The following is a 25,701-nucleotide window of genomic DNA, read 5'->3' as shown; positions in this document are numbered from 1 at the left end:
AAGTCCCCTACGAACCATGGCCCACGAACCCGAAAACGACCCTGGCAGCGGACACGGCCTGGCCGTCGAAACCAGCCGTCCGGAAGTGGCACGACCGCCGCTTTTTCAAGTTGTGCTGCTGAATGACGATTTCACTCCCATGGACTTCGTGGTCGAAGTGCTGCGAGGCTTTTTCGCCATGGACCAGGAACGCGCGGTGCAGGTGATGCTGCACGTGCATACCCGCGGCAAGGGCGTGTGCGGCGTGTTTACGCGCGAAGTGGCGGAGACGAAAGTGACCCAGGTGAACGAGTACTCACGGACTCATCAGCATCCCTTGTTGTGCACTATGGAAAAGCTATGAGCGGCCCCATCTTGTAGCCATCGCGGCAAGCCCGCCCTGTCATTCCCCAGCGGAGAAGGTCCGGATGTTCAGCAAGGATCTCGAAGTCACCATCGGCCACTGCTACAAGCAGGCCCGTGAGCAGCGCCACGAGTTCATGACCGTGGAGCACCTGCTGCTCGCACTCACCGAAAACCAGTCCGCCCTGGGCGCCCTGCGCGCCTGCGGCGTGGATCTGCCGCGGCTGTCGGCCGAGCTCGAGCGGATCATTGCCGAGACCGTGCCGGTGCTGCCGCATGGCGACGAGCGCGATACCCAGCCCACGCTCGGTTTCCAGCGCGTGCTGCAGCGCGCGGTGTACCACGTGCAGTCCTCCGGCCGTAAGGAGGTCACCGGCGCCAACGTGCTGGTGGCGATCTTCGGCGAAAAGGATTCGCACGCGGTCTATTTCCTGCACCAGCAGGAGATCACCCGGCTGGACGTGGTCAACTACATCTCGCACGGCATCGCCAAGATCGGCGACGAGCCGAGCACCGGCATGCCCGGCAGCGAGCGCGAGGGCGAGGAAGGCGCCGACACCAAGGGCAACCCGCTCAACGAATACGCCACCAACCTCAACGAACTGGCGCTGGAGGGCAAGATTGATCCGCTGATCGGCCGCCAGGACGAGATCGAGCGCACCATCCAGGTGCTTTGCCGCCGCCGCAAGAACAACCCGCTCTACGTGGGCGACGCTGGCGTGGGCAAGACCGCGCTGGCCGAGGGCCTGGCCAAGCGCATCGTCGAAGGCGAGGTGCCGGAGGTGCTGGAAAGCGCCGTGATCTGGTCGCTGGACCTGGGCGCGCTGGTGGCCGGCACCAAGTACCGCGGCGACTTCGAGAAGCGCCTGAAGGCGGTGATCACCCAGCTCAAGAAGCAGCCGGGCGCGATCCTGTTCATCGACGAGATCCACACCATCATCGGTGCGGGTTCGGCGTCGGGCGGCACCATGGACGCCTCCAACCTGATCAAGCCGATGCTGGCCTCCGGCGAGCTGCGCTGCATCGGTTCGACCACCTTCCAGGAATTCCGCGGCATCTTCGAGAAGGACCGCGCGCTGGCCCGCCGCTTCCAGAAGATCGACGTGGTCGAGCCTACCGTGGCCGACAGCATCGAGATCCTGAAGGGCCTGAAGAGCCGCTTCGAGGAACACCACAACGTCGCCTACACCAACGAGGCGCTGAAGGCCGCGGTGGACCTGTCGGTCAAGCACATTCCCGACCGCCTGCTGCCGGACAAGGCCATCGACGTGATCGACGAGGCCGGCGCACGCCAGCGCCTGCTGCCGGAGGACCAGCGCGTCAGCAGGATCGACGTGCCGGAGGTGGAGTACATCGTCGCCAAGATGGCGCGCATCCCGGCCAAGCAGGTGTCCGCCTCGGACCGCGACGTGCTGAAGAACCTCGAGCGCAACCTCAAGATGGTGGTGTTCGGGCAGGACCAGGCGATCGAGGCGCTCGCCGCGTCGATCAAGATGGCCCGCTCGGGCCTGGCCGATCCGACCAAGCCGATCGGCAGTTTCCTGCTCGCCGGTCCGACCGGCGTGGGCAAGACCGAGGTGACCAAGCAGCTCGCGCTGCAGCTGGGCATCGAGATGATCCGCTTCGACATGTCCGAGTACATGGAAGCGCATTCGGTCTCGCGCCTGGTCGGCGCACCCCCGGGCTACGTCGGCTTCGACCAGGGCGGCCTGCTCACCGAGGCGGTGACCAAGCACCCGCATGCCGTGCTGCTGCTGGACGAGATCGAGAAGGCGCACCCGGACGTGTTCAACATCCTGCTGCAGGTGATGGACCGCGGCGTGCTTACCGACACCAACGGCCGCGAGGCGAACTTCAAGAACGTGATCCTGGTGATGACCACCAATGCCGGCGCCCAGCAGGCGTCGCGGCGGAGCATCGGCTTCGTCAAGCAGGATCATGCGACCGACTCGCTGGAGACGATCCGCAAGATGTTCACGCCGGAATTCCGCAACCGCCTGGACGCGGTGATCCAGTTCCATGCGCTGGACTTCGAGCACATCCTGCGCGTGGTCGACAAGTTCCTGATCGAGCTGGAAGCGCAGCTCGCCGACAAGCACGTCAGCCTGGACGTCGATGCCGACGCCCGCCGCTGGCTGGCCGAGCACGGCTTCGACCCGCAGATGGGCGCGCGGCCGATGGCCCGCGTCATCCAGGAGAAGGTCAAGCGGGCGCTGGCGGACGAGCTGCTGTTCGGCAAGCTGGCCGATGGCGGCAAGGTGATCCTGGGCGTGCGCGACGGCGAACTGCACGTGGAGACCGAGGCGGCCGAGAAGATGCCGGTCGTGGTCGAGTGACCCGGTCCCCTCCCTAGACAGGGGAGGGCTCCGGAGCCGGACACGAAAAAGGCCGCGCGGTGCGCGGCCTTTTTCGTTATCCGGAAACCTACTTCATGCGGTAGGTGATCCGCCCCTTGGTCAGGTCATAGGGAGTCATCTCGACCTTGACCTTGTCGCCCGTGAGGATGCGGATGTAGTGCTTGCGCATGCGGCCGGAGATATGGGCGGTGATCACGTGCCCGTTCTCCAGCTGTACGCGGAACATGGTGTTGGGCAGGGTCTCCTGGACCGTGCCTTCCATTTCGATGACGTCGTCTTTGGCCATGCGTTCCGGTGTGTCTGGGCCCGGCCGTGGCGGCCGCGTAAGCGGGAAAGTATGCCACGTCCGGGCGCCCGATCAAAGGAACCTCAGGCGGCGCCCCCGAAATACTCGTCCAGCTTGCGCCGGATCTCCTGCTCCACCATGCCCTTGAGCGGCGACAGCATCAGGCCGAGCTCGGCGGTGACGTGCACCGATTCCGGCGCCATCGCGATCGCGCCGCTCACCCCCGAGCGGGAGAAACGCAGGGTGTCGCCCTCCCACTGGCTCTGCATGTCGAACTTCTCGCGCATGCGCGCGGCGACCTTGTCGACCACGGCGCGGGCCTGGTCCGGCGGAAGGTTGTGCGGACGGCGGATGTCGATCTTGGGCATGGATGGGCTCCGTGTGGGGCGCCCATCTTACGCGGCGTGCGCGAAGGAGATGCCATCCATCTGCTAGAGTCCCGGCGGTCTTTGGATCGGTCTTTAGATGCGCATCGAGTTCCCCAATTCGGCTCGTGAGGATTTCCGCTGGGCGCAGGTCGCGCTGCGCATCGGCAGCGCACCGGACAACGACCTGGTGGTGTCCGCCCAGCAGGGCGCGGCGCACCATCTGCGCATCCTGCAGGACCGCCGTGGCTGGGTGCTGGAGGTACTCTCGGGTGCCGGCCGCGTCTACGTCAACGCGCGCCCCGTGCGCGAGCGGGCGCTGCTGCGCCCTGGCGACATCCTGAGCCTGGGCGATTGCCGCATGCTGCTGTGCGCGGACGACGCGCCGGCGACGCGCGCGCCGGTGGCGCTGTCCGAACAGGGTCGCTGCACGGCGGCCCTGCGCGCGGTGGCCGGGCCGCTGTCCGGCCGTGTGTTCCCGTTGCAGGAGCGGCTGGAACTGGGGCCGCAGGGCGACCAGCCGCTGGAGCTGCCGCAGGCCGCGCCGGCCACGCTCGCGCTGTTCTGGAAGGGCGGCGAACTGCGCGTGGCCGCCGGATCCACGCCGCCGCGCTATCCGTTGCTGCTCAACGGCGTGGCGGTGGAGCAGGCGGCGCTGCACCCGGGCGACCAGTTGGGCATCGCCATGCACCGCTTCCTGGTGGACGCGCCCGGCCTGCTGCCGGCGCCGGTCGGCACGCCGCCCGAACCGGCGCCCGAGCACCTGCCCGAGGATGAAGCCGGTCCGCGCGGCGAGGTGTGGTGGCTGATCGCCACGGCCGCGGTGCTGGCGCTGCTGATCGCGCTGATCCTGCTGGTGCGCTTCTAGCGCGCCCGTGCCTTCGCGGGGGAGGGCTCATTCCGCAGCCATGCGCCTGAGGTCGTCCAGCCGGTCGGCGTCCCGGATCGACAGGTCGGTACGCCAGCGCAGGATGCGCGGGAAGCGCACCGCCACGCCCGACTTGTGCCGGCTGGAACGCTGGATCGCCTCGTAGGCCAGCTCGAACACGTGCTCGGGCTCGACCGAGCGCACCGGACCGAAGCGCTCGAGCGTATGCGCGCGGATCCAGGCATCCAGCCGCGCGATCTCGGCATCGTCCAGTCCCGAATACGCCTTCGCCACCGGCACCAGATGGCCGCGATCCCACACGCCGAAGGTGTAGTCGGTGAACAGGCCGGCGCGCCGGCCATGGCCGGACTGGGCGTAGATCAGCACCGCGTCCAGCGTGTACGGATCGACCTTCCACTTCCACCAGTCGCCGCGCTTGCGGCCGACGCGGTACGGCGAGTCCAGGCGCTTGAGCATCAGGCCTTCGGTGCGCCGTTCGCGCGATTGCCCGCGCAGTTGCGCGAGTGCGTCCCAGTCATCCGTGTGGGCCGCCGGCGAGAGCAGCAGCGCCGGCGGCATGCCCTCCAGCAGCGCGGCGAGATGCTCGCGCCTCTGGCGCAGCGGCGTGTCGCGCAGGTCGACGCCGTCCAGTTCCAGCACGTCGTAGGCCATGAAGCGTACCGGCGTCCCGGCGAGCAGCGTCGGTCCGGGCTTGAGCTTGGCGATGCGCTTCTGCAAGGCGGTGAACGGTCGCGGCGCCGCCGCCTCGTCGTCCCAGGCGAGGATTTCGCCGTCGAGCACGCAGCCGGCGGGCAGGGCGCAGGCGGCCTGCTCGATCTCCGGGAAGCGGCCGTCCAGCCGCTCCTCGCCGCGCGACCACAGCCGCGCCTCGTCGTCGCGGCGCATGAGCTGGGCGCGGATGCCGTCCCATTTCCACTCGGCCAGCCACTCGCCGCGCTCGCCCAGGCTTTCCACGGGCGCTTCCAGCGGCGAGGCGAGGAAGAACGGATAGGGCCGGTGTTCGCGGTGGGCGTCGTCTTCGGCCGGTTGCGCCAGCGCGGCGAGCGACGTGGCGCTGGGCGCCCAGTCGCCGCTCAGGCGATGGGCGATCAGGTCGGTGGGCAGTTGCGACCACAACGCCAGCGCCTGCACTACCAGGCGCTGCGACACGCCCACGCGCAACGCGCCGGTGATCAGCTTGTTGAGCAGATAGATCTCGTTCGCCGGCAGCGCCTGCCACCAGGATTTCAGTTGCGCCACGCGGCCCGGCGCATCGAGCTGCGCGAGCGCCGGCAGCCGCTGTTCCATCCACGCATGCAGCGGCGCGTCGTCGGACGCCTGGCCCGAGGGCAGCAGCAACGCGATGGCCTCGGCCAGGTCGCCCACGTGCGCGTAGCTTTCGTCGATCAGCCAGTCGGGATAACCGGTGGCCTCGCGCGTGGCCTGGCGCAGCTCGGTGACGCTGGCGAGCCGGCGCAGCTTGCCGCCGCCGAGCACGTACACCGCCCAGGCGGCATCGGCCGGCGGCGCGTCGTGCAGGTAGGCGGCGATCGCGTCGCGCTTGGCGCTGGTCGAACCGGTGCGGTCGAGCGCGGCGTAGAGCTGGACGAAGCGGCGCATCGCTCAGGATCCCAACGCAGCCAACGGCAGCGCATCGTGGCCCTGTTCGCGCAGGTAGCGCACCAGCGCGTCGCCGTCGCCGTGGGTGACGTAGATGCGCCCGGCGCCGCTGTCACGCACGCTGCGCAGCAGGCCGTTCCAGTCGGCGTGGTCGGACACCACGAAGCCGCGGTCGTAGCCGCGCCGGCGGCGGTTGCCGCGGATCTGCATCCAGCCGGAAGCGAACGCGGTCGAGGCGTTGGGGAAGCGCCGCATCCACGGCGAACCCGCGGCCGACGGCGGCGCGAGGATCAGTTCGCCCACCAGCGCCGCGCCGCGCGCCGCTTCCTCCAGCGGCTGCGTCGGCGGCATCGCCACGCCGGCGTCGCGGTACAGCTCGGTCAGGCGCAGCAGCGCGCCGTGCAGGTGGACCACCCGGTCGATCCGCGGCGCGAGTTCGGCCAGCAGCCGCTGCGCCTTGCCCAGGGCATAGCAGAACAGCAGGGCCGGGACCTTGCGGCGGGCGCAGGCGTCCCACCAGGCAAGGAGTTCGTCGATCACCTGCGCCATCGGCGGCCAGCGGTACACGGGCAGCGCGAAGGTCGATTCGGTGACGAACGTGTCGCACGGAACCGGTTCGAACGGCGCGCAGGTAGGGTCGCTCTCGCGCTTGTAGTCGCCCGAGACCACCACCACGCGCTCGGCGTGTTCCATCCGAACCTGTGCCGCACCCAGCATGTGGCCCGAAGGATGCAGCGACACCCGCACCTCGCCGAGGGTGAACGGCTCGCCGTAGTCGTAGGCGTCGATCGCCGCGGGCTCGCCCAGCCGCTCGCGCATCAGCCCGAGCCCGGCGCGCGCCACGTGGTAGCGCGCGTTGCCCTGGCGCGCATGGTCGCCGTGTGCATGCGTCACCACGGCCTGCGCCACCGGCTCGGCCGGGTCGATGTAGAAAGCGCCGGCCGGGCAATAGAGGCCCTCGGGGCGGGGTTGGAGGAGCAGGTCGGGCATAGGCGGATGCTCGGTGCGTGGACGTCAAGTTGGCGGCAACAAAAGACCCGCTGGATGACTGTGCAGCGAGTCCGAGGCTCCGTGGGGCGCAGAGCGGACCGGCACAAACCCGCACTCTTCTTGCCTCAGCTCCCGAGCGCCCGTGGTATAGCGGCGGCAGCTCCTCTAAGAGCAAGAGACCTACCCGGCAAGGCGCAGGGGCACCTAGCTCTTATCCCTCACCGGGCTGAGCCAGGCCGTTTCTTTGGTTACTTTCTTTGGGCCAGCAAAGAAAGTGACCCGAGCGCCGCAGGCGATCGGAAGCTCTTCGCAGTCCAGCCAAGCCGGGGAACGCCCCGCAAGAGCGACAAAGAAGACACCGCTCGCAGCGAGCTCCGCGAGCCCCGGCCCCTCACCCCAGCCCTCTCCCCGGAGGGCAGAGGGAGCCAAGCGAGGGAGCCACATCGCGCGGTCAGGCGACGAACTGCAACCTCGCCAGCTCGGCGTAGAGCCCACCCTCGGCCAGCAGGCTCTCGTGCGTACCCTGGGCGACGATACGGCCGCCGTCCATCACCACGATGCGATCGGCGCGCTGCACGGTGGCCAGGCGATGGGCGATGACCAGGGTCGTGCGGCCTTTCTCCAGGCGTTCGAGTGCCTGCTGGATGGCGGCTTCCGATTGCGCGTCGAGCGCGGAGGTCGCCTCGTCGAGCAGCAGCAGCGGGGCGTCGCGCAGGATGGCGCGGGCGATGGCGATGCGCTGGCGCTGGCCGCCGGAGAGGCGCACGCCGCGCTCGCCCAGTTCAGCGGCGTAGCCCTCGGTCAGAGCGCTGATGAACTCGTGCGCCTCGGCGGCGTGCGCGGCATCGCGCACCTCGTCGTCGCCCGCGTCCTGGCGGCCGAAGCGGATATTGTCGGCGGCGCTGCCGGCGAAGATCACCGTCTCCTGCGGCACCAATGCAATGGCGCCGCGCAGCTCGGGCAGCGCCAGCGCGCGCAGGTCCATGCCATCGAGTCGGATGGCGCCGGTCTGCGGATCGTAGAAGCGCAGCAGCAGCGCGAACACGGTGCTCTTGCCGGCGCCCGAGGGGCCGACCAGCGCGACCGTCTCGCCGGGCCGGATGTCGAGCGTGAAGTCGTGCAGCGCCGGGGCGTCCGGGCGCGAGGGATAGTGGAAGCCGACGTGGTCGAAGGCGAGCGCGCCGCGCACCGGCCGCGGCAGGGCGAGCGGCTGCAGCGGATCGGCGATTTGCGCGCGTTCCTCGAACAGTTCGCCGATGCGCTCCATCGCGCCGGCGGCGCGCAGCACGTCGCCCCAGACCTCGGACAGGCCGGCCACCGAACCGGCCGCGAAGACTGCGTACAGCACGAACTGGCCGAGGATCCCGGCGCCCAGGTCGCCCGCCATGACATCGCGCGCGCCGACCCACAGCACCAGCGTGATCGCGCCGAAGAACAGTACGATCACCGCCGCGGTGAGCAGCGCGCGCATGCCGATGCGCCGGCGCGCGCTGTCCAGCGCGCGGGCGATCGCCAGGCCGTAGCGCTGGCTTTCGATGCCTTCGCGCGCGTAGGCCTTCACCGCCGGGGCGGCGTTGAGCGTCTCGTTGGCGATCGCGGCGGCGTCGGCCAGGCGGTCCTGGCTGGCGCGCGAGAGCTTCTGCACGCGCCGGCCGAACACCAGGATCGGCAGCATCACCGCCGGGATCACCAGCGCGGTGAGGCCGGCCAGTCGCGGGCTGGTCCACACCATCATGGCGCTGGCGCCCAGCAGCATCACCGCGCTACGCAACGCCACCGAAATGCCCGAACCGATCAGCGCCTGCACCACTTCGGTGTCGGTACCCAGGCGCGAGGTCAGCTCGCCCACGCGCGAGCGCTCGAAGAAGCCCACGTCCAGCCGGATCACGTGCGCGTAGAGCTTGCTGCGCAGCGCCGCCAGCGAGCGTTCGCCCAGCAGCGTGATGCAGAAGTAGCGCCCCGCGGTGGCGAAGGCGAGCACCAGCGCGACGCCGAACAGCCCGAGGAAGGTGCGGTTGACCGCCTCGCCGCTGGCGTGGATGAAGCCGGCGTCGATCATGTGGCGCACGGCCATCGGCAGTACCAGCGTCGAGCCGGAGGACAGCGCCAGGAACACCAGCCAGCCGATCGCCAAGGCCTTGTGCGGCTTGAGGAAAGGCCAGAGCTGGCGCAGGGCGCCAATGCGCCGGGCAGGGCGCGCATCGGGTTCGCGGGGAGCGCTCATGAGGTTCGCCGTGGGAGGGACAGCAAAACAGTTGGGGCCGGTACGGACCGGTTCAATCGTTCGAGCGACCGGAAAGAAAACGGGGCGCCAGGCGCCCCGCTTTTCCACATGCCTGAGCGGCCTCAGGCTTCGCTGGTCTGCGCCATGCGCCACACCCAGCGATACATGCCGAACACCACGGCGGCGAAGGCCAGGCCTCCGATGACTATGGCCGCATCGGCGAAGCCCGGGCCTACCAGACCCAGGGGCGTCGGCTTGCCGGAGATGCCCACGATGAAGGCGATCGCCACACCGATCACGCTCTCGCCGACGATCAGTCCCGAAGCCAGCAGCACGCCTAGCTGGCGGGTGGTTTCCGGTTTGGCGGTGCGATCGGCGCGGCGATCGAAATACCAGCCGACCACCGAGCCGACCACCACCATCAGCGTGCTGGTGGTGGGCAGGTAGATGCCCAGGCCGACGGCCAGCGGCGGCAGGCGCATGTAACGCGTGGTGCGCGCCAGGATCTCGTCCAGCACGATGATCGCGATGCCGATCATGCCGCCCACGCGGATCAGGCTCCAATCGATGTTGCCGGTGATCACGCCCTGCGCGAGGGCGGAGATCAGGCCGGCCTGAGGTGCGGGCAACGCGTGTGGGCCGGCACCGGCCACGCCGACGAAACCGTAGGCGCCGTTGAGCAGATCCAGTACCGGCGGAATGACCGCCGCGCCGGCGATGACGCCGATGACCAGCGCGACCTGCTGCTTCCACGGCGTGGCGTCCACCAACTGGCCGGTTTTCAGATCCTGCAGGTTGTTGTTGGCAATCGCGGCTACGGTGAACACCACCGAGGTGATGAACAGCGCGAAGGCGACCAACGCCTTGCCCGCGTCCGGCGAGACGTGCGGCTTGATACCGGCCACCAACAGCAGAGCCGCGCCGATCACCACCAGGATGCCCACGCCCGACAGCGGGCTGTTGGACGAGCCGATCAGGCCGGCCATGTAGCCGCACACGGTCGACACGAAGAAGCCCATCAGCACCACGTACGCCACGCCACCGATGGCCAGCGCGGCCACGTGGTCGCCCAGGCCGCTGATCGAGCCGAAATAGCCGAGCAGCCAGGCGATCGGCACGAAGCAGGCCAGCGTCACTAGGCCGACTAGGCCGATCGGGATGTCCTGCTCCGTGCGCGGCAGCGTGTCGGCCTTGCCGGCCTTGCGCACGCGCGAGGCGGCCATCGCCGAGGTCAGACCGCTGATCACCGGCTTGACCAGCTTGGCCAGAGTCCAGATCGCCGATACGCCGATCGCGCCGGCGCCGACGAAGCGCACCTTGTGGCTCCACGTGGCCTGCGCCAGATCCGCCGCGGCGGTGGTCACGTCATGGGTAAGCAGCGAGTAGTAGGGAACGCCCCAGCCCCAGCCGATGATCGCGCCCACCAGCATCGCGATGCCCACCGACAGTCCGACCAGATGGCCGATCGCGAACAGCGCGAACGAAAGGTTGAAATCGAAGCCGCTGGTGGCGCCGCGGTTGCCGAGACGGAAATAGCTCGCCACATCAGCGGCGAAAATCTGGGTCGCAACCACGATGGCGAACACGGCCGAGACGATGGCACCCCAGATCACCGCCAACAGGCCGGCTCTGCCCTCGGCCGGATCCGAGCCGATCTCGCCGGCGCCGACCTTGAGCACCTCCGCGCAAGCCACGCCTTCCGGGTAAGGCAGGTCGGAGGTGGTGACCAGGGCGCGACGCAGGGGAATCGAATACATCACGCCGAGCACGCCGCCCAGCGCGCAAACGGCAAACGACAGCCAGAACGGGAAGCCGGTCCACCAGCCGATCATGATCATGCCCGGAAGCACGAAGATGATCGAAGACAGCGTGCCGGCCGCCGAGGCGATCGTCTGCACGACGTTGTTTTCCTGGATGGTGGAGTTCTTGAACCCGCGCAGCAGTGCCATCGAGATGACCGCCGCCGGGATCGAGGTGGCGAAGGTCAGCCCGGCCTTGAGGCCGAAGAACACGTTGGCCGCGGTGAACACGACGGTAATCACGACGCCGATGATGACGCCGCGCAAGGTCAGTTCGGTGCGCCGGTCGGCGCTGTTGGTCTGGACTGTCACGTGATGTGGATTCCGTTTTGTTGGACCCCTGCACGCCGGCCACCGGCGTGCCCCTCACGGCTGCTCCCCGCGGCCGCTGAGGGAGCATAGCGTGGATGGGCGCGGACGCCCCCACCGATCGCGTGCCCTTTCGTAGCAGACCACCGGTCGTTCCAGCGAGACGCACGGGGTTGAAGCCAACCCTGCGGGCACGTGAGGTCAGCGCCTGGGCAGGCGGGCGTGCAGGTCGTCGGGAAGCGACCAGCCCGGGTGCGCCTCATGGAAGCGGACCAGGCGCTCGCGTCCCTCCTTGTCGCGGCCCGCGGCGAACAGCTCGCGGATCGCCTGCAGCTCGGCCGCCGGGCCTGCGGGGACGAAGCTGGTGATCGTCGCCGGAGGGGCGGGCGGCGCAGCCGGTGCGGGCGGCGGCGCTGGCAGCGCCAAGGCAGGCGCCGGTGCCGGAGCCGGCTCGACCGTTTCCTCGACCGGTGGCGGCGCCGGACGCAGCGGCACCACCGCCTGCCGCATGACCTGCGGCTTGGCGGCAGGACGCACGACGGCCTTGCGCGCCTGTTCGTTCGGCTTCGCGGTTGCGGCGGCCTGCCTGGCCGGCGGAGGCGGCAGCGACGGGGACGGCAGCGGTTCGGTATCAGCCACGGGTGCCGGGGGAGGAGCCGTCTCCTTGCGGGTGGCGTCGGCGCTGGCGCCTGGTGTGGCAGGCGCGGCGGCCTCGGGCATCTCGCGCATGTGCCAGGCGAGGCCGGCGGCGAGTACGAGCGCCGCGGCGCTGCCCCAGGCGATCGGCCAGCGCGGACGGCGCCGCACGGTCGCCGCGGCCGGTGCGTGCCGGCCTTCGTCCGCCAGTGCCTGCGCCGCCGCGCGCAGCACCGCCTCGTCCAGCGCCGGGCCGGGTTCGGCCTGCGGCAGCTTGCGGTACAGCGCCGCCAGCTCGGCTTCGCCGGGCAGCTTTTCCGGTTCCTGCGGTGGCAGCGGGGTGGTCATTCAGCAAGCGTCTCGCGCAGTTTGTCCATGGCATAGCGCAGGCGGGATTTCACCGTCTCGCGCCCGGTGCCGGTGACTTCGGCAATTTCCTCCAGGCTCAGTTCGTGCTCCAGCCGCAGCAACACGGCGGTGCGCTGCTCGTCGGGCAAACTTTCGATCGCGCGTTGCAGGTGGCGGCGGCGTTCGAACTCGGACAGTGCATGCTCCGGCTGCTCGCCCTCGGGCGTGGCCAGGTGGGCGAACACCGCTTCGGTCTCCTCGTTGCCGGCCTGCGGCTTGCGCGCGCGGAACTGGTCGACGATGAGGTGATGCGCGATCTGCAGCAGCCAGGTGCGGAAGCGCGCCTGCGGCTGGTAGCGCGCGCGGGTGGCGATCACCCGGCTCCAGGTTTCCTGGAACACCTCCTCGGCCAGCGCCGGGTCGCGCAGGCTGCGCAGCACGAAGCGGTAGAGCGTGCCGCGGTGGCGTGCGTAAAGCGTCTCGAACGCGGCCAGGTCGCCGCGGGCGTAGGCCAGCATCAGCATCGCATCCGGGTCGACCGCGGCGTCCATGGCCGGCGAGGGTAAGCGATTTGTTCCAGGCGTTGCCATCGGGTCCGGCCCCGCCGCGCGCCTGCGGCCGGGGAGGGATGCGCGGGACGTGATGCGCATCCACTGCCGCCGTCGCGGCGACGGGGCCGGTGGCCCTCAGCGCGCCGCGGTGGGCGCGCCGCCGTCCGGCGCATGGGTGGCGAGGCCGTCGGCCAAGCCGACCAGTTGCACGAAGCCGGCGCGATAGCCCTGCGGATCGTTGCCGCGTGCCTGGCCGGCGAGCGCAGCGATGCGGCGATAGCCGAAATCGCCGGTGCCCTTGCCGCCGCGCAACTGGTCGGCGAAGGCCGCGACGGCGGCGGCGAAGCGCAGGCGCTCGCTGGCCCGGGCCGAGGCCTGCGCGGCGATCGGCCGTTCGATCAATCGGCTGTGCGACTGCCCCGGCAGCTTGTAGCGCAGGCGCAGGAAGGCCAGTTCATCGCCGTGCTTCGCGGCGACCTTCGCCGCGCCGTAGCGCAGCGGATCGATGCGTCCGCCGTCCGAACCCTGCGGCACGATCTCGTACAGCGCGGTGACGTTGGCGCCCGCGCCGATCTCGCCGGCGTCGACCTTGTCGTTGTTGAAGTCCTCGCGGCGCAGCACGCGCTTCTCGTAGCCGATCAGCCGGTATTCCTTCACCTGCGCGGGGTTGAACTCGACCTGGATCTTCACGTCCTTCGCGATCGTCAGCAGCGTGGCGGACATCTCCTGCACCAGCACGCGGCGGCCTTCCTGCAGGCTGTCGATGTAATGGTGACTGCCGTTGCCCACGTCGGCGAGCATCACCGCCATGGCGTCGTTGTAGTTGCCTTCGCCGAAGCCCAGCGTGGTCAGCGCGATGCCGCTCTTGCGGTGGTCCTCGATGCGCGTCTTCAGCGCCTGCTGGTCCACCATGCCGACGTTGAAGTCCCCGTCGGTGGCCAGGATCACGCGGTTGACGCCGCCCTTGATGAAACCCTGCTCGGCCTGCGCGTAGGCCAGGTCGATGCCGGCGCCGCCGTTGGTCGAACCATAGGCGCCGAGTGCGTCGATGGCCGCCTCGATGGTGGCGTGCCGGTCGCCCGGCGTGGACGGCAGCGCCACGCCGGCGCTGCCCGCATAGGTGACGATCGCCACGCGGTCCTGCCTGCGCAACTGGCGCACCAGTTGCCGCAGCGAAGCCTTGAGCAGCGGCAGCTTGTCCGGCTCGTTCATCGAGCCGGAGGTGTCGATCAGGAACACCAGGTTGGCCGCGGGGATCTGCGACGCCGGCACGCGGTAGCCCTGGATGCCGATCAGCAGCAGTTGGCGCTGGGCGTTCCACGGCGCCGGGGCGAGCTCGGTGGTCACGCTGAAGGGCTGGGTGCGATCGGTCGGCGGCGTGTAGCCGTAGTCGAAATAGTTGACGAATTCCTCGGCACGCACTGCGTCGGCCGGCGGCAGCGCGCCCTCGTTCAACATGCGTCGCACGTTGGTGTAGGACCCGGTATCCACGTCGATGCCGAAGGTCGACACCGGCTGCTCGGCGGCGAGCTGCACCGGGTTGTCCTCGCGATGCGTGTAGTGCTCGGTGTTGGTCGGCGGGGCCATCCAGGATGGCATCGGATAAATGCCGGGCGCGGCGGCGACCTGCGCCATCAGGCGCATGCCCTGCGCCGGCGGGGCGGGCAGCGGCGCGACCTTGCGCATGGCCGTGTCGGCCGGCGCCGCAGCTTCGGCCAGCGGCGGCGGGGCTGGCGGCACGGGCACGGCAGAGCGGGTCTTGGCGGGCGCTTCGGGCGTGGATGGCCTGGGCGCGGTGCAGCCGACCAGGAGCACGAACAGCGCCAGCAGCAGGCTACGCAGGACGTTCATCGGCGGATCTCCCTCGGGGGTGTGGGAGATGAAACGGAGCCGGCGGCAAAAAGGGGTTAGGCCCGTGCTTCGTCGTCCAGCGACCATACACGGGCCTGGCCGCGGGTCAGGTCGACGATGCGCGCGCGGGCTTCGTCCAGCCGCCCGGCCGGGAGTTCCAGCTCCAGCGTGGCGCCCCCGGCGTCGAAGGACTCGCGTTCGATGTGCGCATCCCAGGCGGGGCAACGTGCCTTGAGCAGGGGCAGGTCGGCGAAGTTGCATCGCACGCCCAGCCGCGCCATCGCCACCAGCGGCGCGCGCTCGGCCAGGCGCAGGCATTCGGCCGCGGTGCCGCCATAGGCGCGCACCAGGCCGCCCGCGCCGAGCTTGATGCCACCGTACCAACGCGTCACCACCACCATCACGCGGTCGACGCCGGCCCCCTCGATCGCCTGCAGGATCGGCCGCCCCGCCGTGCCGCCGGGCTCGCCGTCGTCGTTGAAGCGGTAGTCCTGGCCGATGCGGTAGGCCCAGCAGTTGTGCGTGGCCGCGGGATCGGCCACCTCGTGCAGGAAGGCCATCGCCTGCGCGGCCGCCTGCACCGGCGCGGCCTGTGCGAGAAAGCGGCTCTTGCGGATGTCCTGCGCATGCCGGCAGGCGGCGACGAGGACGTGCAGGGATTCGGACATGCGCGGAGGGGACCGGAAAACGCCGGCACGGTACCACGCCATGGCCTGCCGCCGTGGTCGTGCGTCGGGCCGGGCGCATGCCATGCAGCGCGACGCCCTAGTGCGCCGCCGCTGCCTGGGCGGGCCGTGTGCACGGCGCTCAGCATGGGCTCTGCATAATGCCGAGCTCGACCGTCTGAAGAGGAAGGGCCGATGGCCATGCAATTGTTGATCGTGCTGCTCGCCGCCGCCTGGTTGGCCGGCCTGCTGGGTTGGCCGCGGCTGCGCCAGGCGGGCCTGCTGCTGGCGCTGGGTTTCGCGCTGGCGGTCGGCTGCGGACCGTTGCCCAAGATCCTGCTGCGCTACTGGCAGGCCCCCTACGTGCAGCGGCCGGCACTGGACTGGGCGCCTTCCAACGCCATCGTGCTGCTGACCGCGGGGTCGACCTATCCGCCGGGCGGACCGCTGGAGCCGGGGGAGACAGCCTATTCGCGCATTTCCGAGGCGGTGGTGCTCTACCGCGATTGCCACGCGGCCGGCGCGCGTTGCACGGTGCTGGTCAGCGGCGGCGATGCCGACCGCACCGGCGAGCCGCTGGCGCGCACCTACAGTCGCACGCTGCTGAACCTGGGCGTGCCGGCCGGGGACCTCGTGCTCGAACCGCGCAGCCTCAATACCTGGGCAAACGCGCGGCTTGCGCGCGCCAGGCTGCAGCAGATCGGCGCCGAGCGGATCTGGCTGGTGAGTTCGGCGCGCCACCTGCGACGCGCGGTATTCGCGTTCCGGCATTTCGGGATGGAGGTGATCCCGGTGCGCTCGGACTACCTGCGCGGGCTGTGGTCGTGGGTGCCCAGCGCGTACAACCTCTATGCCACCAACTCGGTATTGCACGAGTACGTAGGGATGGCGCTGTACCACTGGTACGCGTGGCGCGGGCGCACGGACGTGCCGCCGGAACGCGAGGAGCCGGTGGGGGATTGAGCGGCCGCCGTCACCCGGGCCGCCGCATCACCATCAATCGCAGCTCGCTCATGTCCTCGATCGCGTAGCGCACGCCCTCGCGGCCGAAGCCCGACAGCTTGATGCCCCCGTAGGGCATGTTGTCGACGCGGAAGCTGGGGATGTCGTTGACGATCACGCCGCCCTGTTCCAGTTCGTCCCAGGCGCGCATGGCGTGCTCCAGCGAGTCGGTGAAGATGCCCGCCTGCAGGCCGTAGTCGGCGTCGTTGGCCTGCGCGATGGCCTCGTCCAGCGTGTCGAACGGCGCCAGCAGCGCGAACGGGCCGAACGCTTCCAGCCGGTTGGCCTTGGCCTCGCTCGGCACGTCCTCCATCAGCGTCGCCTCCAGCATGTTGCCCTGCCGCTTGCCGCCGCACAGCAGCTTCGCGCCGGCGCGGCGGGCTTCCTCGATCCAGCCCTGCAGGCGCTCGGCGGCGGCCTCGTCGATCATCGGGCCGATGAACACGTCCTTCTTTTTCGGATCGCCCGACTTGAGTTTCTTTGTGGCAGCGACGAGCTTCTTCTTCAGCGGCTCGTAGAGCGAGGCGTGCGCGTAGATGCGCTGCACGCCGATGCAGCTCTGGCCGGACTGGTAGAAGGCGCCGAACACCAGCCGCTGGACGATCGCGTCGAGCTTGTCCGCCTGGTCGCCATCGATGATGCACGCGGCGTTGCCGCCCAGTTCCAGCACCACCTTCTTGCGTCCGGCGCGGGCCTTGAGATCCCAGCCGATCTGCCCGCCGGTGAAGGAGAGCAGCTTGAAGCGTTCGTCCTCGACCAGCGGTGCGGCGTGCTGGCCGTCTACCGGCAGGATCGAGAAGGCGCCGCGGGGCAGGTCGGTCTCGGCCAGCACCTGGCCGATGATCAGCGCGCCGATCGGCGTCTTTTCGGACGGCTTGAGCACGAACGGGCAGCCGGCGGCGATCGCCGGCGCCACCTTGTGCGCGACCAGGTTGAGCGGGAAGTTGAAGGGCGTGATGAAGGACACCGGCCCGATCGGCACCCGCTTCGTGTAGCCGTGGTAGCCATCCAGGCGCGGGGCGAGTTCCAGGTTGAGTGTTTCGCCATCGATGCGCACGGCCTCGGCGGCGGCGATGCGGAAGGTCTCGATCAGCCGGGTCACCTCGCCGGCGGCGTCCTTGATCGGCTTGCCCGCCTCCACGCACAGCGCCATCGCCAGCTCGTCGCGGCGCTCCTCGAAGCGCGCCACGCAGTGTTCCAGCACCGCCTGCCGTGCCCACGGCTTGAACGCACGCATCGGAGCGGCGGCCTTTACCGCGGCGGCGATCGCCTTCTCGATCGCGCGGGCATCGGGCACGGCCACGCGGGTTGCCACCTTGCCGCTGTACTTGTCGCGCACCTCGAGGTCGGCGTTGGGTTGTTGCGGGCGGTTGGCGAGGTAGTAGGGGTAGGTCTTGTCGAGCATGGACGTCTCCCGGAGGGCGCATGAAAGGTTGCCGCCGCCTGCGTTGCCGACGCGTGAGCCGCAAGGCGCAGGGTGGGCTTCAGCTCATCATCCCGGTGCGACGGTGGTGGGCTTAAGCCCACCCTACGGGTCCTCGGTGACCTTGAGCGAAAGCTCGCCTTCGGCCAGCCGCGCGCGCAAGGGCGTGCCGGGCGGCGCATTTTTTGCCGCCCGCAGCACGCGGCCCTCGCTGTCGAACACGATGGCGTAACCGCGCTCCAGCGTGGCCAATGGGCTGACCGCCTGCAGTGCACGAGCGGACTGGCGCAAGGTCAGCCGGGCGCGCTCGAGGCGGTGGTTCATGCATTGCAGCAGCGAGCGCTCGCGCTCGGCCAGGCGCCGCTGCAGCAGTTGCAGGCGCTGGCGCGGATGCTGCGCCAGCAGCCGAGCATGCAGGCGGTCGAGGCGTATGGCGCGGTCGCGCGTCTGCTCGCGCAGTGCGGCGTGCAGGCGTCGGTGCAACTGGTCGAGCCGCTGGCGGTCACGCGCCAGCCGCGCCTGCGGCCGTTGCGCCTGCAGGCGGGCCAGCAGGTGGTCGACCCGCTGGGTCTGTGCCTGCAGGCGCCGGCGCTGCAGCCGTTGCAGTCGTTGCGCCAACTGGCCGAGGTGGCGGCGCAGCGCCACGGCGTCGGGTACCAGCAATTCGGCCGCCGCTGACGGCGTGGCCGCGCGCAGGTCGGCGACGAAGTCGGCGATGGAGAAATCGATCTCGTGGCCGACCGCACTCACCACCGGCACCGCGCTGGCGTGCACGGCGCGGGCGACGCCCTCGTCGTTGAAAGCCATCAGGTCTTCCAGCGAGCCGCCGCCCCGGGTCAGCAGCAGCACGTCGTGGCGGTGGCTGGCCGAGGCCTTGCGCAGCATCGCCGCGATCGCCGGCGGCGCCTCGCGGCCCTGCACCGGCACCGGCAGCACCTCGACCTCGACCAGCGGCCAGCGCCGGCGCAGCACGCTCAGCACGTCGCGGATCGCCGCGCCGGTGGCCGAGGTGATCACGCCGAGGCGGCGGACGTAGCGGGGCAGGGGACGCTTGCGCGAAGGCTCGAACAGGCCTTCGGCATCGAGCCGCGCCTTGAGCAGTTCGAACTCGCGCCGCAGCGCGCCCTCGCCGGCCAGTTCCATGTGTTCGGCGACCAGCTGGAACTCGCCGCGTGGCTCGTACAGGCCCACCCGCGCGCGCACCAGCACGTGCATGCCGTCGGCGGGCTTGAAGCGCAGCCAGCCGCTCTTGGGCTTGAACATCGCCGCGCGCACCTGGGCGCCGGCGTCCTTCAGGGTGAAGTAGAGGTGCCCGGAGGCCGGCCGCGACACGTTGCACAGCTCGCCCTCGATCCACACCAGCGGCAGCGCATCCTCCAGCAGCCCGCGCACCAGCCGGTTGAGCGTGCTCGGTGTGAGGATGTTGCGCGGCGGGGTGGTGGCTTGATCAGGGGAGCGCATGGACCGTCGAGCCTAGCATGAAGCGCTTGCCGAACATGCGCTTGGACGGACAAGTGCAGGCAATGCCTCATGTGGAGATCGGTGTAGGGTGGGCTTTAGCCCACCAGCTTTTCCGCGGACGCCCGGTGGGCTGAAGCCCACCCTACGAAGCTACACAAAGCGGCTACTCGCTGCGCTTGCGCAACCGCCACAGGCGGATCGCCAGGTTCAGCGCGAACCACGCCGCCAGCACCGCGATCGGCCAGCTCACCACCTTCGGCCACGCCAGCGCCACCACCGCCAGCACAGCCAGCACGGCGATGCCGGCCAGCAGCGGGCCGCGCGCGGTGTCGCCGAGCACGCGGCGGTCGGTCAGCGCGGCGCCGACGGTATTGGCGATGCGCAGGGCGCCGGCCGCGGCCCGGCTGGTGCTGCCACCCGGGCGTTTGGGCCGCGGCGGACGCTCGGTGCTGCTCCTGACGCGCGAGATGTGCGGTCGGCGCCGGCGCGGCGCGAGCACGATCTCGGTCGCGTTGGTGAGGTCCTGTTCGTACTGCTCGGCCAGTTGCCCGGCGAAGCCGGTGTCCTCCACCGCCACGTCGATCTCGCGGTTGCCCAACCAGCTGGCGATGTTGAGGTTGGACGAGCCCACCCGCGCCCACTGGCCATCGGCCACCGCGGTCTTGGCGTGCAGCATCGAGCCGTTCCACTCGAACACGCGGATGCCCGCCTTGAGCAGCGGCCGGTAGCCCGAGCGCGACATCCCGGCGACCAGCGGGATGTCGCTGGTGCCGGGCACCAGCAGACGCACGTCCACGCCGTCGCGCGCGGCCGAGGCCAGCGCCTGCACGTAGGGCGCCATGCCGACGAAATAGGCGTCGGTGATCCACAGGGTGCGGCGCGCCATCGCGGCCACCTGCTGGTCCAGGCGGTACATGCCGGCGGTGGCAGGCTGGGTGGCGATCACGCGCAGCGCGATCTCGCCGGCGGTCCTGTCCTCCGGCGGCGGCAGCGCCAGCGGCTTGCCCAGGCTCGCCCAGCTCTGCGCGAAGGCCTGTTCCAGCTCGCCCACCGACGGACCGCGCAGCACCACGCCGGTGTCGCGCCAGGGCGGCACGCCGCGCGCCGCGTTGCCCAGCCAGCGCGCGCTGATGCACACGCCGGAAAGGAACCCCAACTGGCCGTCGACCACCAGCAGCTTGCGGTGGTCGCGGGTGATCCAGCCGAACGGCTTGCCCAGTTGCGGCGGGTTGAACACGCGCACCTCGCCGCCGGCGCGGCGCAGCGGTTGCCAGAACGCATGGCCGGACTGGCCCAGGCAACCGAGCCAGTCGCACACCACCGCCACGGTGACGCCGGCGCGCGCGCGCTCGACCAGGGCGTCGCGGAAGGCGCGGCCGACCACGTCGTCGCTGATCAGGTAGTTCTCCAGCAGCACCCGCTCGCGGGCGCCGCGGATGGCCGCCAGCCAGGCATCGAAATGCGCCTGCGCATCGATCAGCAGCTCGACCGCGTTGCCGCCGATCAGCGGAGCGCCGGCGGCGCGGCTCAACGCCTGTTCGGCCAGGAAGCGGCTGGGCGCGGATGGAATCAGCGGAGTCGTCGCCATGGCGCGAGTGTAGGGCATGGTCCGGCGCGCCGACGTCGCGGCCCTGATGCGCGGCGCGCCCCGCTTCTGCCATCATCCGCGCATGCCGCCCGCGCGCCTTACGGACACCGCCGCCTGCGCACAGCTCATCGCCGATCGGCTGGGGCCGCACCTGTGCGTCGCCGCGCCGCTGGGCCTGGGCAAGCCGCACGGCCTGCTCAACGCGCTCTACCGGTTGACGGTGGCCGATCCGGCCCGTGCGCTCAGCCTCTACACCGCGCTTTCGTTGACCCGGCCGCGACCTAAGCCCGGGCTGGAACAACGCTTTCTCCAACCGTTCCTCGACCGGCATTTCGGCGCCGACTTCGACGATCCGGAGTACACCCTGGCGGAACAGCGCCACGCCCTCCCCACCAACGTGGCGGTGCACGAGTTCTACCTGCAGTCCGGTGCGCTGCTGCACGCACCGCGGGCACAATGCGACTACATCAGCCAGAACTACACGCACGTGGCGCGCGACCTGGTGGCGCAGGACGTCAACCTGCTGGTGCAACTGGTGGCCCGGCGCGAGACGCCCGCGGGCGTGCGTTACAGCCTCTCCAGCAACCCGGACCTGACGCTCGACTTCCTGGCGCAATGCGAGCGCGCCGGCAAGCCGCGGCCGATGTGCGTGGCGGTGGTGCATCCGGACCTGCCGTACCTGAGCGGGCACGCGGAGGTGCCGGCCGATTTCTTCGACCTGGAACTGGCGCCGCCGCAATCACCGCGCCTGTTCGCCCTGCCGCGCACGCCGGTGGGCGTGGCCGAGTACGCCATCGGTCTCAACGCCAGCGCGCTGGTGAAGGACGGCGGCTGCCTGCAGATCGGCATCGGCGCGTTGTCCGATGCGCTGGTGCACAGCTTGCTGCTGCGCCAGCGGGACAACACCGCCTGGCGCGACGGCCTGCGCGCGCTCGACGGCGAAAGCCCGACCCTGTCGCTGGCCCGGCGCATCGGTGGCCTGGAGCCATTCGAGGCGGGCCTGTACGGCGCCAGCGAAATGGTGATGGACGGCTTCATGCACCTGGCCCGCGCCGGCATCCTCAAGCGCCGGAGCTGGGACAACCTCGCGCTCGAGAAGGCCGCGGCGGCCGGGCGCCTGAACCCGGCCACGCCCGGCGGGCACTACCTGCGCGGCGCGTTCTTCCTCGGCAGCCGTGAACTGTACAAGTGGCTGGATGCCACCGAGGCCGCTGATCCCGACGCGATCGACATGTGCCCGGTCTCCAACGTCAACCAGCTCTACGGTGACCATCAGAGCCTGGCCGCGCTGCAGCGCCGCGGCGCGCGCTTCTTCAACACCTGCATGATGGCCACGCTGCTCGGCGCCGCCGTGTCGGACGCGCTGGAGGACGGCCAGGTGGTCAGCGGCGTGGGCGGCCAGTACAACTTCGTGGCGATGGCGCACGAGCTGGACGACGGCCGCTCGATCCTGCTGCTGCGCGCGACCCGCCGCGAAGGCGGCGAGGTGCGCACCAACATCCGCTGGGACTACGGCCACACCACCATCCCGCGCCACCTGCGCGACATCGTGGTGACCGAGTACGGCGCCGCCGACCTGCGCGGCAAGAGCGACAGCGAGTGCATCGAGGCGATGCTGTCGATCTGCGACGCACGCTTCCTCGACGCGCTGGCGGCCGAGGCCAAGGCGAACGGCAAGCTCGCACCCGGCTTCCGCATCCCCGAGGCGTGGCGCCGGCATCGACCCGACTGCCTGGCCGAGGCGCTGGCGCCGCTGCGGCGCGGCGGGATGCTGCCGACGTTCCCGTTCGGCAGCGATTTCGACGAAGTGGAGCAACAGTTGCTGCCCGCGCTGGGCTGGTTGAAGGAGCAGGGCGCGACCTGGCGCGGGCGCCTCGCGCTGGCCAGGGCCTTCATGCGGCCCGGCGAGCCGGTGGCGGGCGAGGCAGCGGCGCTCGATCGCATGCAACTGGCCCATCCCAAGGGCGTCGCCGATCGCCTGCAGCGCCGCCTCGTCCTCGCCGCCCTGCGACACGCACATTCCGCGTAGGGTGGCTTCAGCCCACCATCCCGGTACGGCGAGGTGGGCCGAAGCCCACCTACCCTACAAGGGCGGCTTGACCACCATCAGGTAGAACACCGCCACGAAGGCGAAGAAAGCCGGTACACCCAGCGCGATCCACAAGCGGAACGCGCGCCAGTACGCTGGTGGCAACGGCTGCCCCGCTGCATCGGCCTCGACGGCGAGGTCGCGCATGCGCATCTGCAGCACCACCACCGGCAGCCAGCACGCCACCGCCAGCGCATACAGCAGCACCGACCCGCCGACCCAGCCGCTGCGCCAGGAAATTCTTGCCCAGTGCGTCATCCAGAAGCCGCTCACCGGCTGGAACACCACCGTGGTCGCGGTGAACAGCCAGTCGGCGATCACCACGTAGCGCGCCACCACTGCCACGACGCGCACGTCGCGGTGCAGGCTCACCACCAGCAGATAGAACGCCGTACCGATGCCGGTACCGAACAGCAGCGTGGACGAGAGCACGTGCAACCACTTGACGACGAGATAGTCCATCAGCGCCGTTCCGTGGCGTACAGCGCGCCGATCAGCGCCAGCATCGGCAGGTTCTTCAGGATCGGCCCGAACGGATGCAGCCAGAACGCGGGCAGGGCGACCGTGATGATGGCCGTGTAGGAAAGGATCAGCGCAACCTGCGCGAGGTAGGCCAGCCGCAGCGCTCGGCCGTGCAAGGCAAGCGTGGCGATGCCCAGCGCAAGATCGAGCAGGGCGCCGCCATACAGCGCCACGTACGCGATCGCACCGTGCAGCCCGACACCGGCGAGCAGGGCGAGGCTGCCGGCCACCGGGTACACGCCCAGCGAAAGCACGGCGGTCGCCAGCCACACCAGCGCCACGGCGATGCGTCCCACCAGCGACCACACGTGCCAGGCGAGCAGCGCGCGCATGTCCGCCGCCTCGGCGCGCGACAGGAACAGCCGCGGTGGCCGCGGTGAATGGCCCAGCCAGCGCGTGGCGGGTGCGGCATCGGCGGTGTTGCCCCGATCGAGCATCGCGAGCGCCTCGCGGTCGACCCAGTGCCCGCCGAGCCGGCCGAAACGCGCCAGCCAGGCCGTGGGAATGCCGAGCACGCGCAGCCGGTTTCCGCCCAGCGCATGGCGCAACACGCCGAGATAGCGCGCCAGCGACAGCGGCTGCGGTCCCACCGCCGGCACGCAAGCGGGACGGCGGTCGTCCTCCAGCAGGCGCACCACCAGCGCAGCCACGTCGTCCACGTGGATCGGCTGGATGCGCTGGTGCCCGCTGCCGGGCAGCACCGCCAGCGGTAGCCACGCAAGCAGCATCAGCATGCGGCTGCTCGCGCCGGCCGGGCCGAACACCAGCGACGGCTGCAGCACCGTGCCGGTCGGCACCATCGCGCGCAGCGCCGCGTCGCCGGCGCGCTTGCTGCGATGGAAGCGGCTGCCCGCGTGCTCGTCGGCGCCGAGCGCGGAAATCTGCACCACGCGCGTGATGCCGGCCTCGCGGCACGCCGCGAACAGCGCGCGGGGCGTCTGCGTGTGGATGCGCCGGAAGGTCTGCGCGCCGTGCTCGGCAAAGATCCCGACCGCATTGACCACCGCATCGATGCCTTGCAGCCGTGGCAGCCAGTCGGCTGCTTGCGTGTCCTGCGCGAAGTCCACCTCGACGTGGTCTACACCCGCGCCGCCGCTACCCTGCCTGTGCCGGATGCCGCGCACGGGGCGATGGCCGGCCGCCTGCAGCGCAGCGCACACGGCGCGGCCGATCAACCCGTCGGCGCCCAGCACCAGCACGCGCAGGCGCGTCCCGTTCCCTCCGGAGCCATCCGTCATGCCCACGCCGCTCGCGCGCCTGAAACCCTCATGGATCGCCCGCACCAACCTCAGCGGCGCCATCGCCGCGGTGCTGTCGAGCGTGGTGGTGGCGGCGTGTAGTGCGTGCGAAGCGCGCGCGCCGTTTGCCGGGGTCAACGCGGCCAGCCAGTGGTTCTGGGGGCGGCGCGCCAAGAGGCACGTGCGGCCGAGCTGGCGCTACACGGCTGTCGGGTATCTCGTGCACCACTTCAGTTCGCTGCTCTGGGCAGGGATCTACGAAGCGTGGTGCCTGCGCCGTCCCGCGACGCCGGGGGTGTCGGCAGCTCGCGCCGCGGTGGTGGCGACGGCGGCCTGCGTGGTCGATTACACGGTCACGCCGCCCAGGTTCCGGCCGGGGTTCGAGCGGCATATCAGCCGCACTTCGATCGCGGTGGTCTATGTCGCCTTCGGCATGGGCCTGTTCGCCGGCGCCTGGGCTCGGCGTCGCTACATCCGTTGAATCTCTCATTTGCGCGGCTGGCGCGCGCCTTTTGCTCCCTCTCCCCTCCGGGGAGAGGGCTGGGGTGAGGGGCCGGGGCTCGCGGGAATGTCCGCGGGGGCGTGTTGCTTGTGTGTCGCTCTTGCGTGGCGCCTCCGCGACTGGGCTCGCCTGCGGCGGGCTTCCGATCGCCTGACGGCGCTCGGGTCACTTTTCTTTGCTGACCCAAAGAAAAGTAACCAAAAGAAACGGCCTGCTCAGCCCGGGGTGAGATAAGAGCTAGGTACCACTGCGCTTTGCCGAATACCTCTCTTGCTCTTAGAGGAGCTGCCGCCGCTATACCGCGGGCGCTCGGGAGCTGAGGCAAGGGAGGGGTACTCGCCGTGTGGAGTTCACCGGGTGTTGCAGAGCGGGCACGGCAATCGGTGTGTGCGTGATGTGTGTGGTGCTTGCTGGATGGGCTGAAGCTCACCCTGCGGTGCGCTGAGTAGGGTGGGCTTCAGCCCACCAGCTCCTCAACCGCAGCCATCACCGTCGCGGAGACGACGCCCGCGCAACGAAAACAGTGGCCGACGCCGACACCGTCAAACACACGGCATGCCTCCCTCGCCTCAACTCCCGAGCGCCCGAAGGTAAAGCGGCGGCAGCTCCTCTATGAGCAGGCGCGTACCCATCAAGGCGAGGCGGCACCTAGCTCTTATCTCACC

Annotated in this window: 21 protein-coding genes; 6 read left to right on the top strand and 15 right to left on the bottom strand. The window is 70.2% G+C overall.

The window, feature by feature from the left end:
• Positions 1-16: 16 nt before the first annotated feature.
• Both clpS and clpA read left to right on the top strand, forming a co-directional pair.
• Positions 17-343 (top strand): ATP-dependent Clp protease adapter ClpS, encoded by a 327-nt coding sequence (gene clpS, locus AAIL17_RS13810; protein ID WP_424683432.1) that lies wholly within the window; start codon positions 17-19, stop codon positions 341-343.
• A 64-nt stretch (positions 344-407) separates the two neighbouring features.
• Positions 408-2,678: an ATP-dependent Clp protease ATP-binding subunit ClpA gene (gene clpA / locus AAIL17_RS13805; protein ID WP_424683431.1), complete on the top strand. Its 2,271-nt coding sequence runs from the start codon at positions 408-410 to the stop codon at positions 2,676-2,678.
• A gap of 88 nt (positions 2,679-2,766) precedes the next feature.
• Here clpA and infA read toward each other — a convergent pair whose 3' ends face one another.
• Both infA and AAIL17_RS13795 read right to left on the bottom strand, forming a co-directional pair.
• The gene (gene infA / locus AAIL17_RS13800; protein ID WP_019466733.1) at positions 2,767-2,985 is read right to left on the bottom strand and encodes a translation initiation factor IF-1; all 219 of its coding nucleotides are present in this window, start codon (positions 2,983-2,985) and stop codon (positions 2,767-2,769) included.
• 83 nt (positions 2,986-3,068) lie between these two features.
• Positions 3,069-3,353, bottom strand: coding sequence for a polyhydroxyalkanoic acid system family protein (locus AAIL17_RS13795; protein ID WP_424683430.1), 285 nt, complete (start codon positions 3,351-3,353; stop codon positions 3,069-3,071).
• Between the two features lie 97 nt (positions 3,354-3,450).
• Here AAIL17_RS13795 and AAIL17_RS13790 point away from each other — a divergent pair, with 97 nt between their 5' ends.
• A complete protein-coding gene (locus tag AAIL17_RS13790; protein ID WP_424683429.1) occupies positions 3,451-4,218 on the top strand; it encodes an FHA domain-containing protein in 768 nt (255 codons plus the stop codon).
• Between the two features lie 27 nt (positions 4,219-4,245).
• Here the strand turns inward: AAIL17_RS13790 and AAIL17_RS13785 are convergent, their stop codons facing one another.
• The 8 genes from AAIL17_RS13785 to AAIL17_RS13750 form a co-directional block, all read right to left on the bottom strand.
• Entirely contained in the window at positions 4,246-5,838 is a 1,593-nt protein-coding gene (locus tag AAIL17_RS13785; protein WP_424683428.1) for an ATP-dependent DNA ligase, read from the bottom strand.
• A gap of 3 nt (positions 5,839-5,841) precedes the next feature.
• Positions 5,842-6,828: a ligase-associated DNA damage response exonuclease gene (locus AAIL17_RS13780; protein ID WP_424683427.1), complete on the bottom strand. Its 987-nt coding sequence runs from the start codon at positions 6,826-6,828 to the stop codon at positions 5,842-5,844.
• A gap of 451 nt (positions 6,829-7,279) precedes the next feature.
• A complete protein-coding gene (locus AAIL17_RS13775) occupies positions 7,280-9,052 on the bottom strand; it encodes an ABC transporter transmembrane domain-containing protein (RefSeq protein WP_424683426.1) in 1,773 nt (590 codons plus the stop codon).
• 122 nt (positions 9,053-9,174) lie between these two features.
• Positions 9,175-11,163: an OPT family oligopeptide transporter gene (locus tag AAIL17_RS13770; RefSeq protein ID WP_424683425.1), complete on the bottom strand. Its 1,989-nt coding sequence runs from the start codon at positions 11,161-11,163 to the stop codon at positions 9,175-9,177.
• Between the two features lie 198 nt (positions 11,164-11,361).
• Entirely contained in the window at positions 11,362-12,144 is a 783-nt protein-coding gene (locus tag AAIL17_RS13765) for a hypothetical protein (protein WP_424683424.1), read from the bottom strand.
• Entirely contained in the window at positions 12,141-12,695 is a 555-nt protein-coding gene (locus AAIL17_RS13760) for an RNA polymerase sigma factor (RefSeq protein ID WP_424683423.1), read from the bottom strand. The genes AAIL17_RS13765 and AAIL17_RS13760 overlap by 4 nt, the downstream gene beginning before the upstream one ends.
• Before the next feature lie 135 nt (positions 12,696-12,830).
• The gene (locus AAIL17_RS13755) at positions 12,831-14,546 is read right to left on the bottom strand and encodes a vWA domain-containing protein (protein WP_424683422.1); all 1,716 of its coding nucleotides are present in this window, start codon (positions 14,544-14,546) and stop codon (positions 12,831-12,833) included.
• 56 nt (positions 14,547-14,602) lie between these two features.
• A complete protein-coding gene (locus AAIL17_RS13750) occupies positions 14,603-15,214 on the bottom strand; it encodes an IMPACT family protein (protein ID WP_424683421.1) in 612 nt (203 codons plus the stop codon).
• A gap of 192 nt (positions 15,215-15,406) precedes the next feature.
• On the opposite strand from AAIL17_RS13750, the gene AAIL17_RS13745 reads away from it, so the two are divergent.
• Positions 15,407-16,174 (top strand): YdcF family protein, encoded by a 768-nt coding sequence (locus AAIL17_RS13745; protein ID WP_424683420.1) that lies wholly within the window; start codon positions 15,407-15,409, stop codon positions 16,172-16,174.
• Between the two features lie 10 nt (positions 16,175-16,184).
• Here the strand turns inward: AAIL17_RS13745 and AAIL17_RS13740 are convergent, their stop codons facing one another.
• From AAIL17_RS13740 to AAIL17_RS13730, 3 genes are all read right to left on the bottom strand, one after another.
• On the bottom strand, positions 16,185-17,618 hold the full coding sequence (locus AAIL17_RS13740; protein ID WP_424683419.1) for an aldehyde dehydrogenase family protein: 1,434 nt from the start codon (positions 17,616-17,618) through the stop codon (positions 16,185-16,187).
• Positions 17,619-17,741: 123 nt separating this feature from the next.
• Positions 17,742-19,097 (bottom strand): exodeoxyribonuclease VII large subunit, encoded by a 1,356-nt coding sequence (gene xseA, locus AAIL17_RS13735; RefSeq protein WP_424683418.1) that lies wholly within the window; start codon positions 19,095-19,097, stop codon positions 17,742-17,744.
• Positions 19,098-19,260: 163 nt separating this feature from the next.
• Positions 19,261-20,703 carry a phospholipase D-like domain-containing protein gene (locus AAIL17_RS13730; RefSeq protein ID WP_424683417.1) on the bottom strand — a complete coding sequence of 481 codons (1,443 nt, stop codon included), beginning with the start codon at positions 20,701-20,703 and terminating at the stop codon, positions 19,261-19,263.
• Positions 20,704-20,767: 64 nt separating this feature from the next.
• Between AAIL17_RS13730 and AAIL17_RS13725 the strand changes: the two genes are divergently transcribed.
• Complete coding sequence (locus AAIL17_RS13725; protein WP_424683464.1) at positions 20,768-22,714, top strand: acetyl-CoA hydrolase/transferase C-terminal domain-containing protein; 1,947 nt, start codon at positions 20,768-20,770, stop codon at positions 22,712-22,714.
• 54 nt (positions 22,715-22,768) lie between these two features.
• On the opposite strand, the gene AAIL17_RS13720 is transcribed toward AAIL17_RS13725, so the two are convergent.
• Entirely contained in the window at positions 22,769-23,236 is a 468-nt protein-coding gene (locus AAIL17_RS13720; RefSeq protein ID WP_424683416.1) for a DUF2269 family protein, read from the bottom strand.
• On the bottom strand, positions 23,236-24,534 hold the full coding sequence (locus AAIL17_RS13715; RefSeq protein ID WP_424683415.1) for an SDR family oxidoreductase: 1,299 nt from the start codon (positions 24,532-24,534) through the stop codon (positions 23,236-23,238). Before AAIL17_RS13715 ends, AAIL17_RS13720 begins: the two co-directional genes overlap by 1 nt.
• On the opposite strand from AAIL17_RS13715, the gene AAIL17_RS13710 reads away from it, so the two are divergent.
• Positions 24,533-25,015, top strand: coding sequence for a hypothetical protein (locus AAIL17_RS13710; RefSeq protein WP_424683414.1), 483 nt, complete (start codon positions 24,533-24,535; stop codon positions 25,013-25,015). The genes AAIL17_RS13715 and AAIL17_RS13710 overlap by 2 nt on opposite strands.
• Positions 25,016-25,701: the final 686 nt, after the last annotated feature.

The organism is Frateuria sp. YIM B11624 (genome assembly GCF_049727805.1).
Lineage (GTDB): Bacteria > Pseudomonadota > Gammaproteobacteria > Xanthomonadales > Rhodanobacteraceae > Frateuria_A.
Note: the sequence above shows the minus strand (reverse complement) of the source record. Positions and strands in the feature narration are given on the sequence as shown.

Coding starts and splice junctions, on each gene's coding strand:
- clpS (WP_424683432.1), top strand. CDS start 17: ATGGCCCACGAACCCGAAAACGACCCTGGCAGCGGACACGGCCTGGCC.
- clpA (WP_424683431.1), top strand. CDS start 408: ATGTTCAGCAAGGATCTCGAAGTCACCATCGGCCACTGCTACAAGCAG.
- infA (WP_019466733.1), bottom strand. CDS start 2,985: ATGGCCAAAGACGACGTCATCGAAATGGAAGGCACGGTCCAGGAGACC.
- AAIL17_RS13795 (WP_424683430.1), bottom strand. CDS start 3,353: ATGCCCAAGATCGACATCCGCCGTCCGCACAACCTTCCGCCGGACCAG.
- AAIL17_RS13790 (WP_424683429.1), top strand. CDS start 3,451: ATGCGCATCGAGTTCCCCAATTCGGCTCGTGAGGATTTCCGCTGGGCG.
- AAIL17_RS13785 (WP_424683428.1), bottom strand. CDS start 5,838: ATGCGCCGCTTCGTCCAGCTCTACGCCGCGCTCGACCGCACCGGTTCG.
- AAIL17_RS13780 (WP_424683427.1), bottom strand. CDS start 6,828: ATGCCCGACCTGCTCCTCCAACCCCGCCCCGAGGGCCTCTATTGCCCG.
- AAIL17_RS13775 (WP_424683426.1), bottom strand. CDS start 9,052: ATGAGCGCTCCCCGCGAACCCGATGCGCGCCCTGCCCGGCGCATTGGC.
- AAIL17_RS13765 (WP_424683424.1), bottom strand. CDS start 12,144: ATGACCACCCCGCTGCCACCGCAGGAACCGGAAAAGCTGCCCGGCGAA.
- AAIL17_RS13760 (WP_424683423.1), bottom strand. CDS start 12,695: ATGGACGCCGCGGTCGACCCGGATGCGATGCTGATGCTGGCCTACGCC.
- AAIL17_RS13755 (WP_424683422.1), bottom strand. CDS start 14,546: ATGAACGTCCTGCGTAGCCTGCTGCTGGCGCTGTTCGTGCTCCTGGTC.
- AAIL17_RS13750 (WP_424683421.1), bottom strand. CDS start 15,214: ATGTCCGAATCCCTGCACGTCCTCGTCGCCGCCTGCCGGCATGCGCAG.
- AAIL17_RS13745 (WP_424683420.1), top strand. CDS start 15,407: ATGGCCATGCAATTGTTGATCGTGCTGCTCGCCGCCGCCTGGTTGGCC.
- AAIL17_RS13740 (WP_424683419.1), bottom strand. CDS start 17,618: ATGCTCGACAAGACCTACCCCTACTACCTCGCCAACCGCCCGCAACAA.
- xseA (WP_424683418.1), bottom strand. CDS start 19,097: ATGCGCTCCCCTGATCAAGCCACCACCCCGCCGCGCAACATCCTCACA.
- AAIL17_RS13730 (WP_424683417.1), bottom strand. CDS start 20,703: ATGCCCTACACTCGCGCCATGGCGACGACTCCGCTGATTCCATCCGCG.
- AAIL17_RS13725 (WP_424683464.1), top strand. CDS start 20,768: ATGCCGCCCGCGCGCCTTACGGACACCGCCGCCTGCGCACAGCTCATC.
- AAIL17_RS13720 (WP_424683416.1), bottom strand. CDS start 23,236: ATGGACTATCTCGTCGTCAAGTGGTTGCACGTGCTCTCGTCCACGCTG.
- AAIL17_RS13710 (WP_424683414.1), top strand. CDS start 24,533: ATGCCCACGCCGCTCGCGCGCCTGAAACCCTCATGGATCGCCCGCACC.
- AAIL17_RS13715 (WP_424683415.1), bottom strand. CDS start 24,534: ATGACGGATGGCTCCGGAGGGAACGGGACGCGCCTGCGCGTGCTGGTG.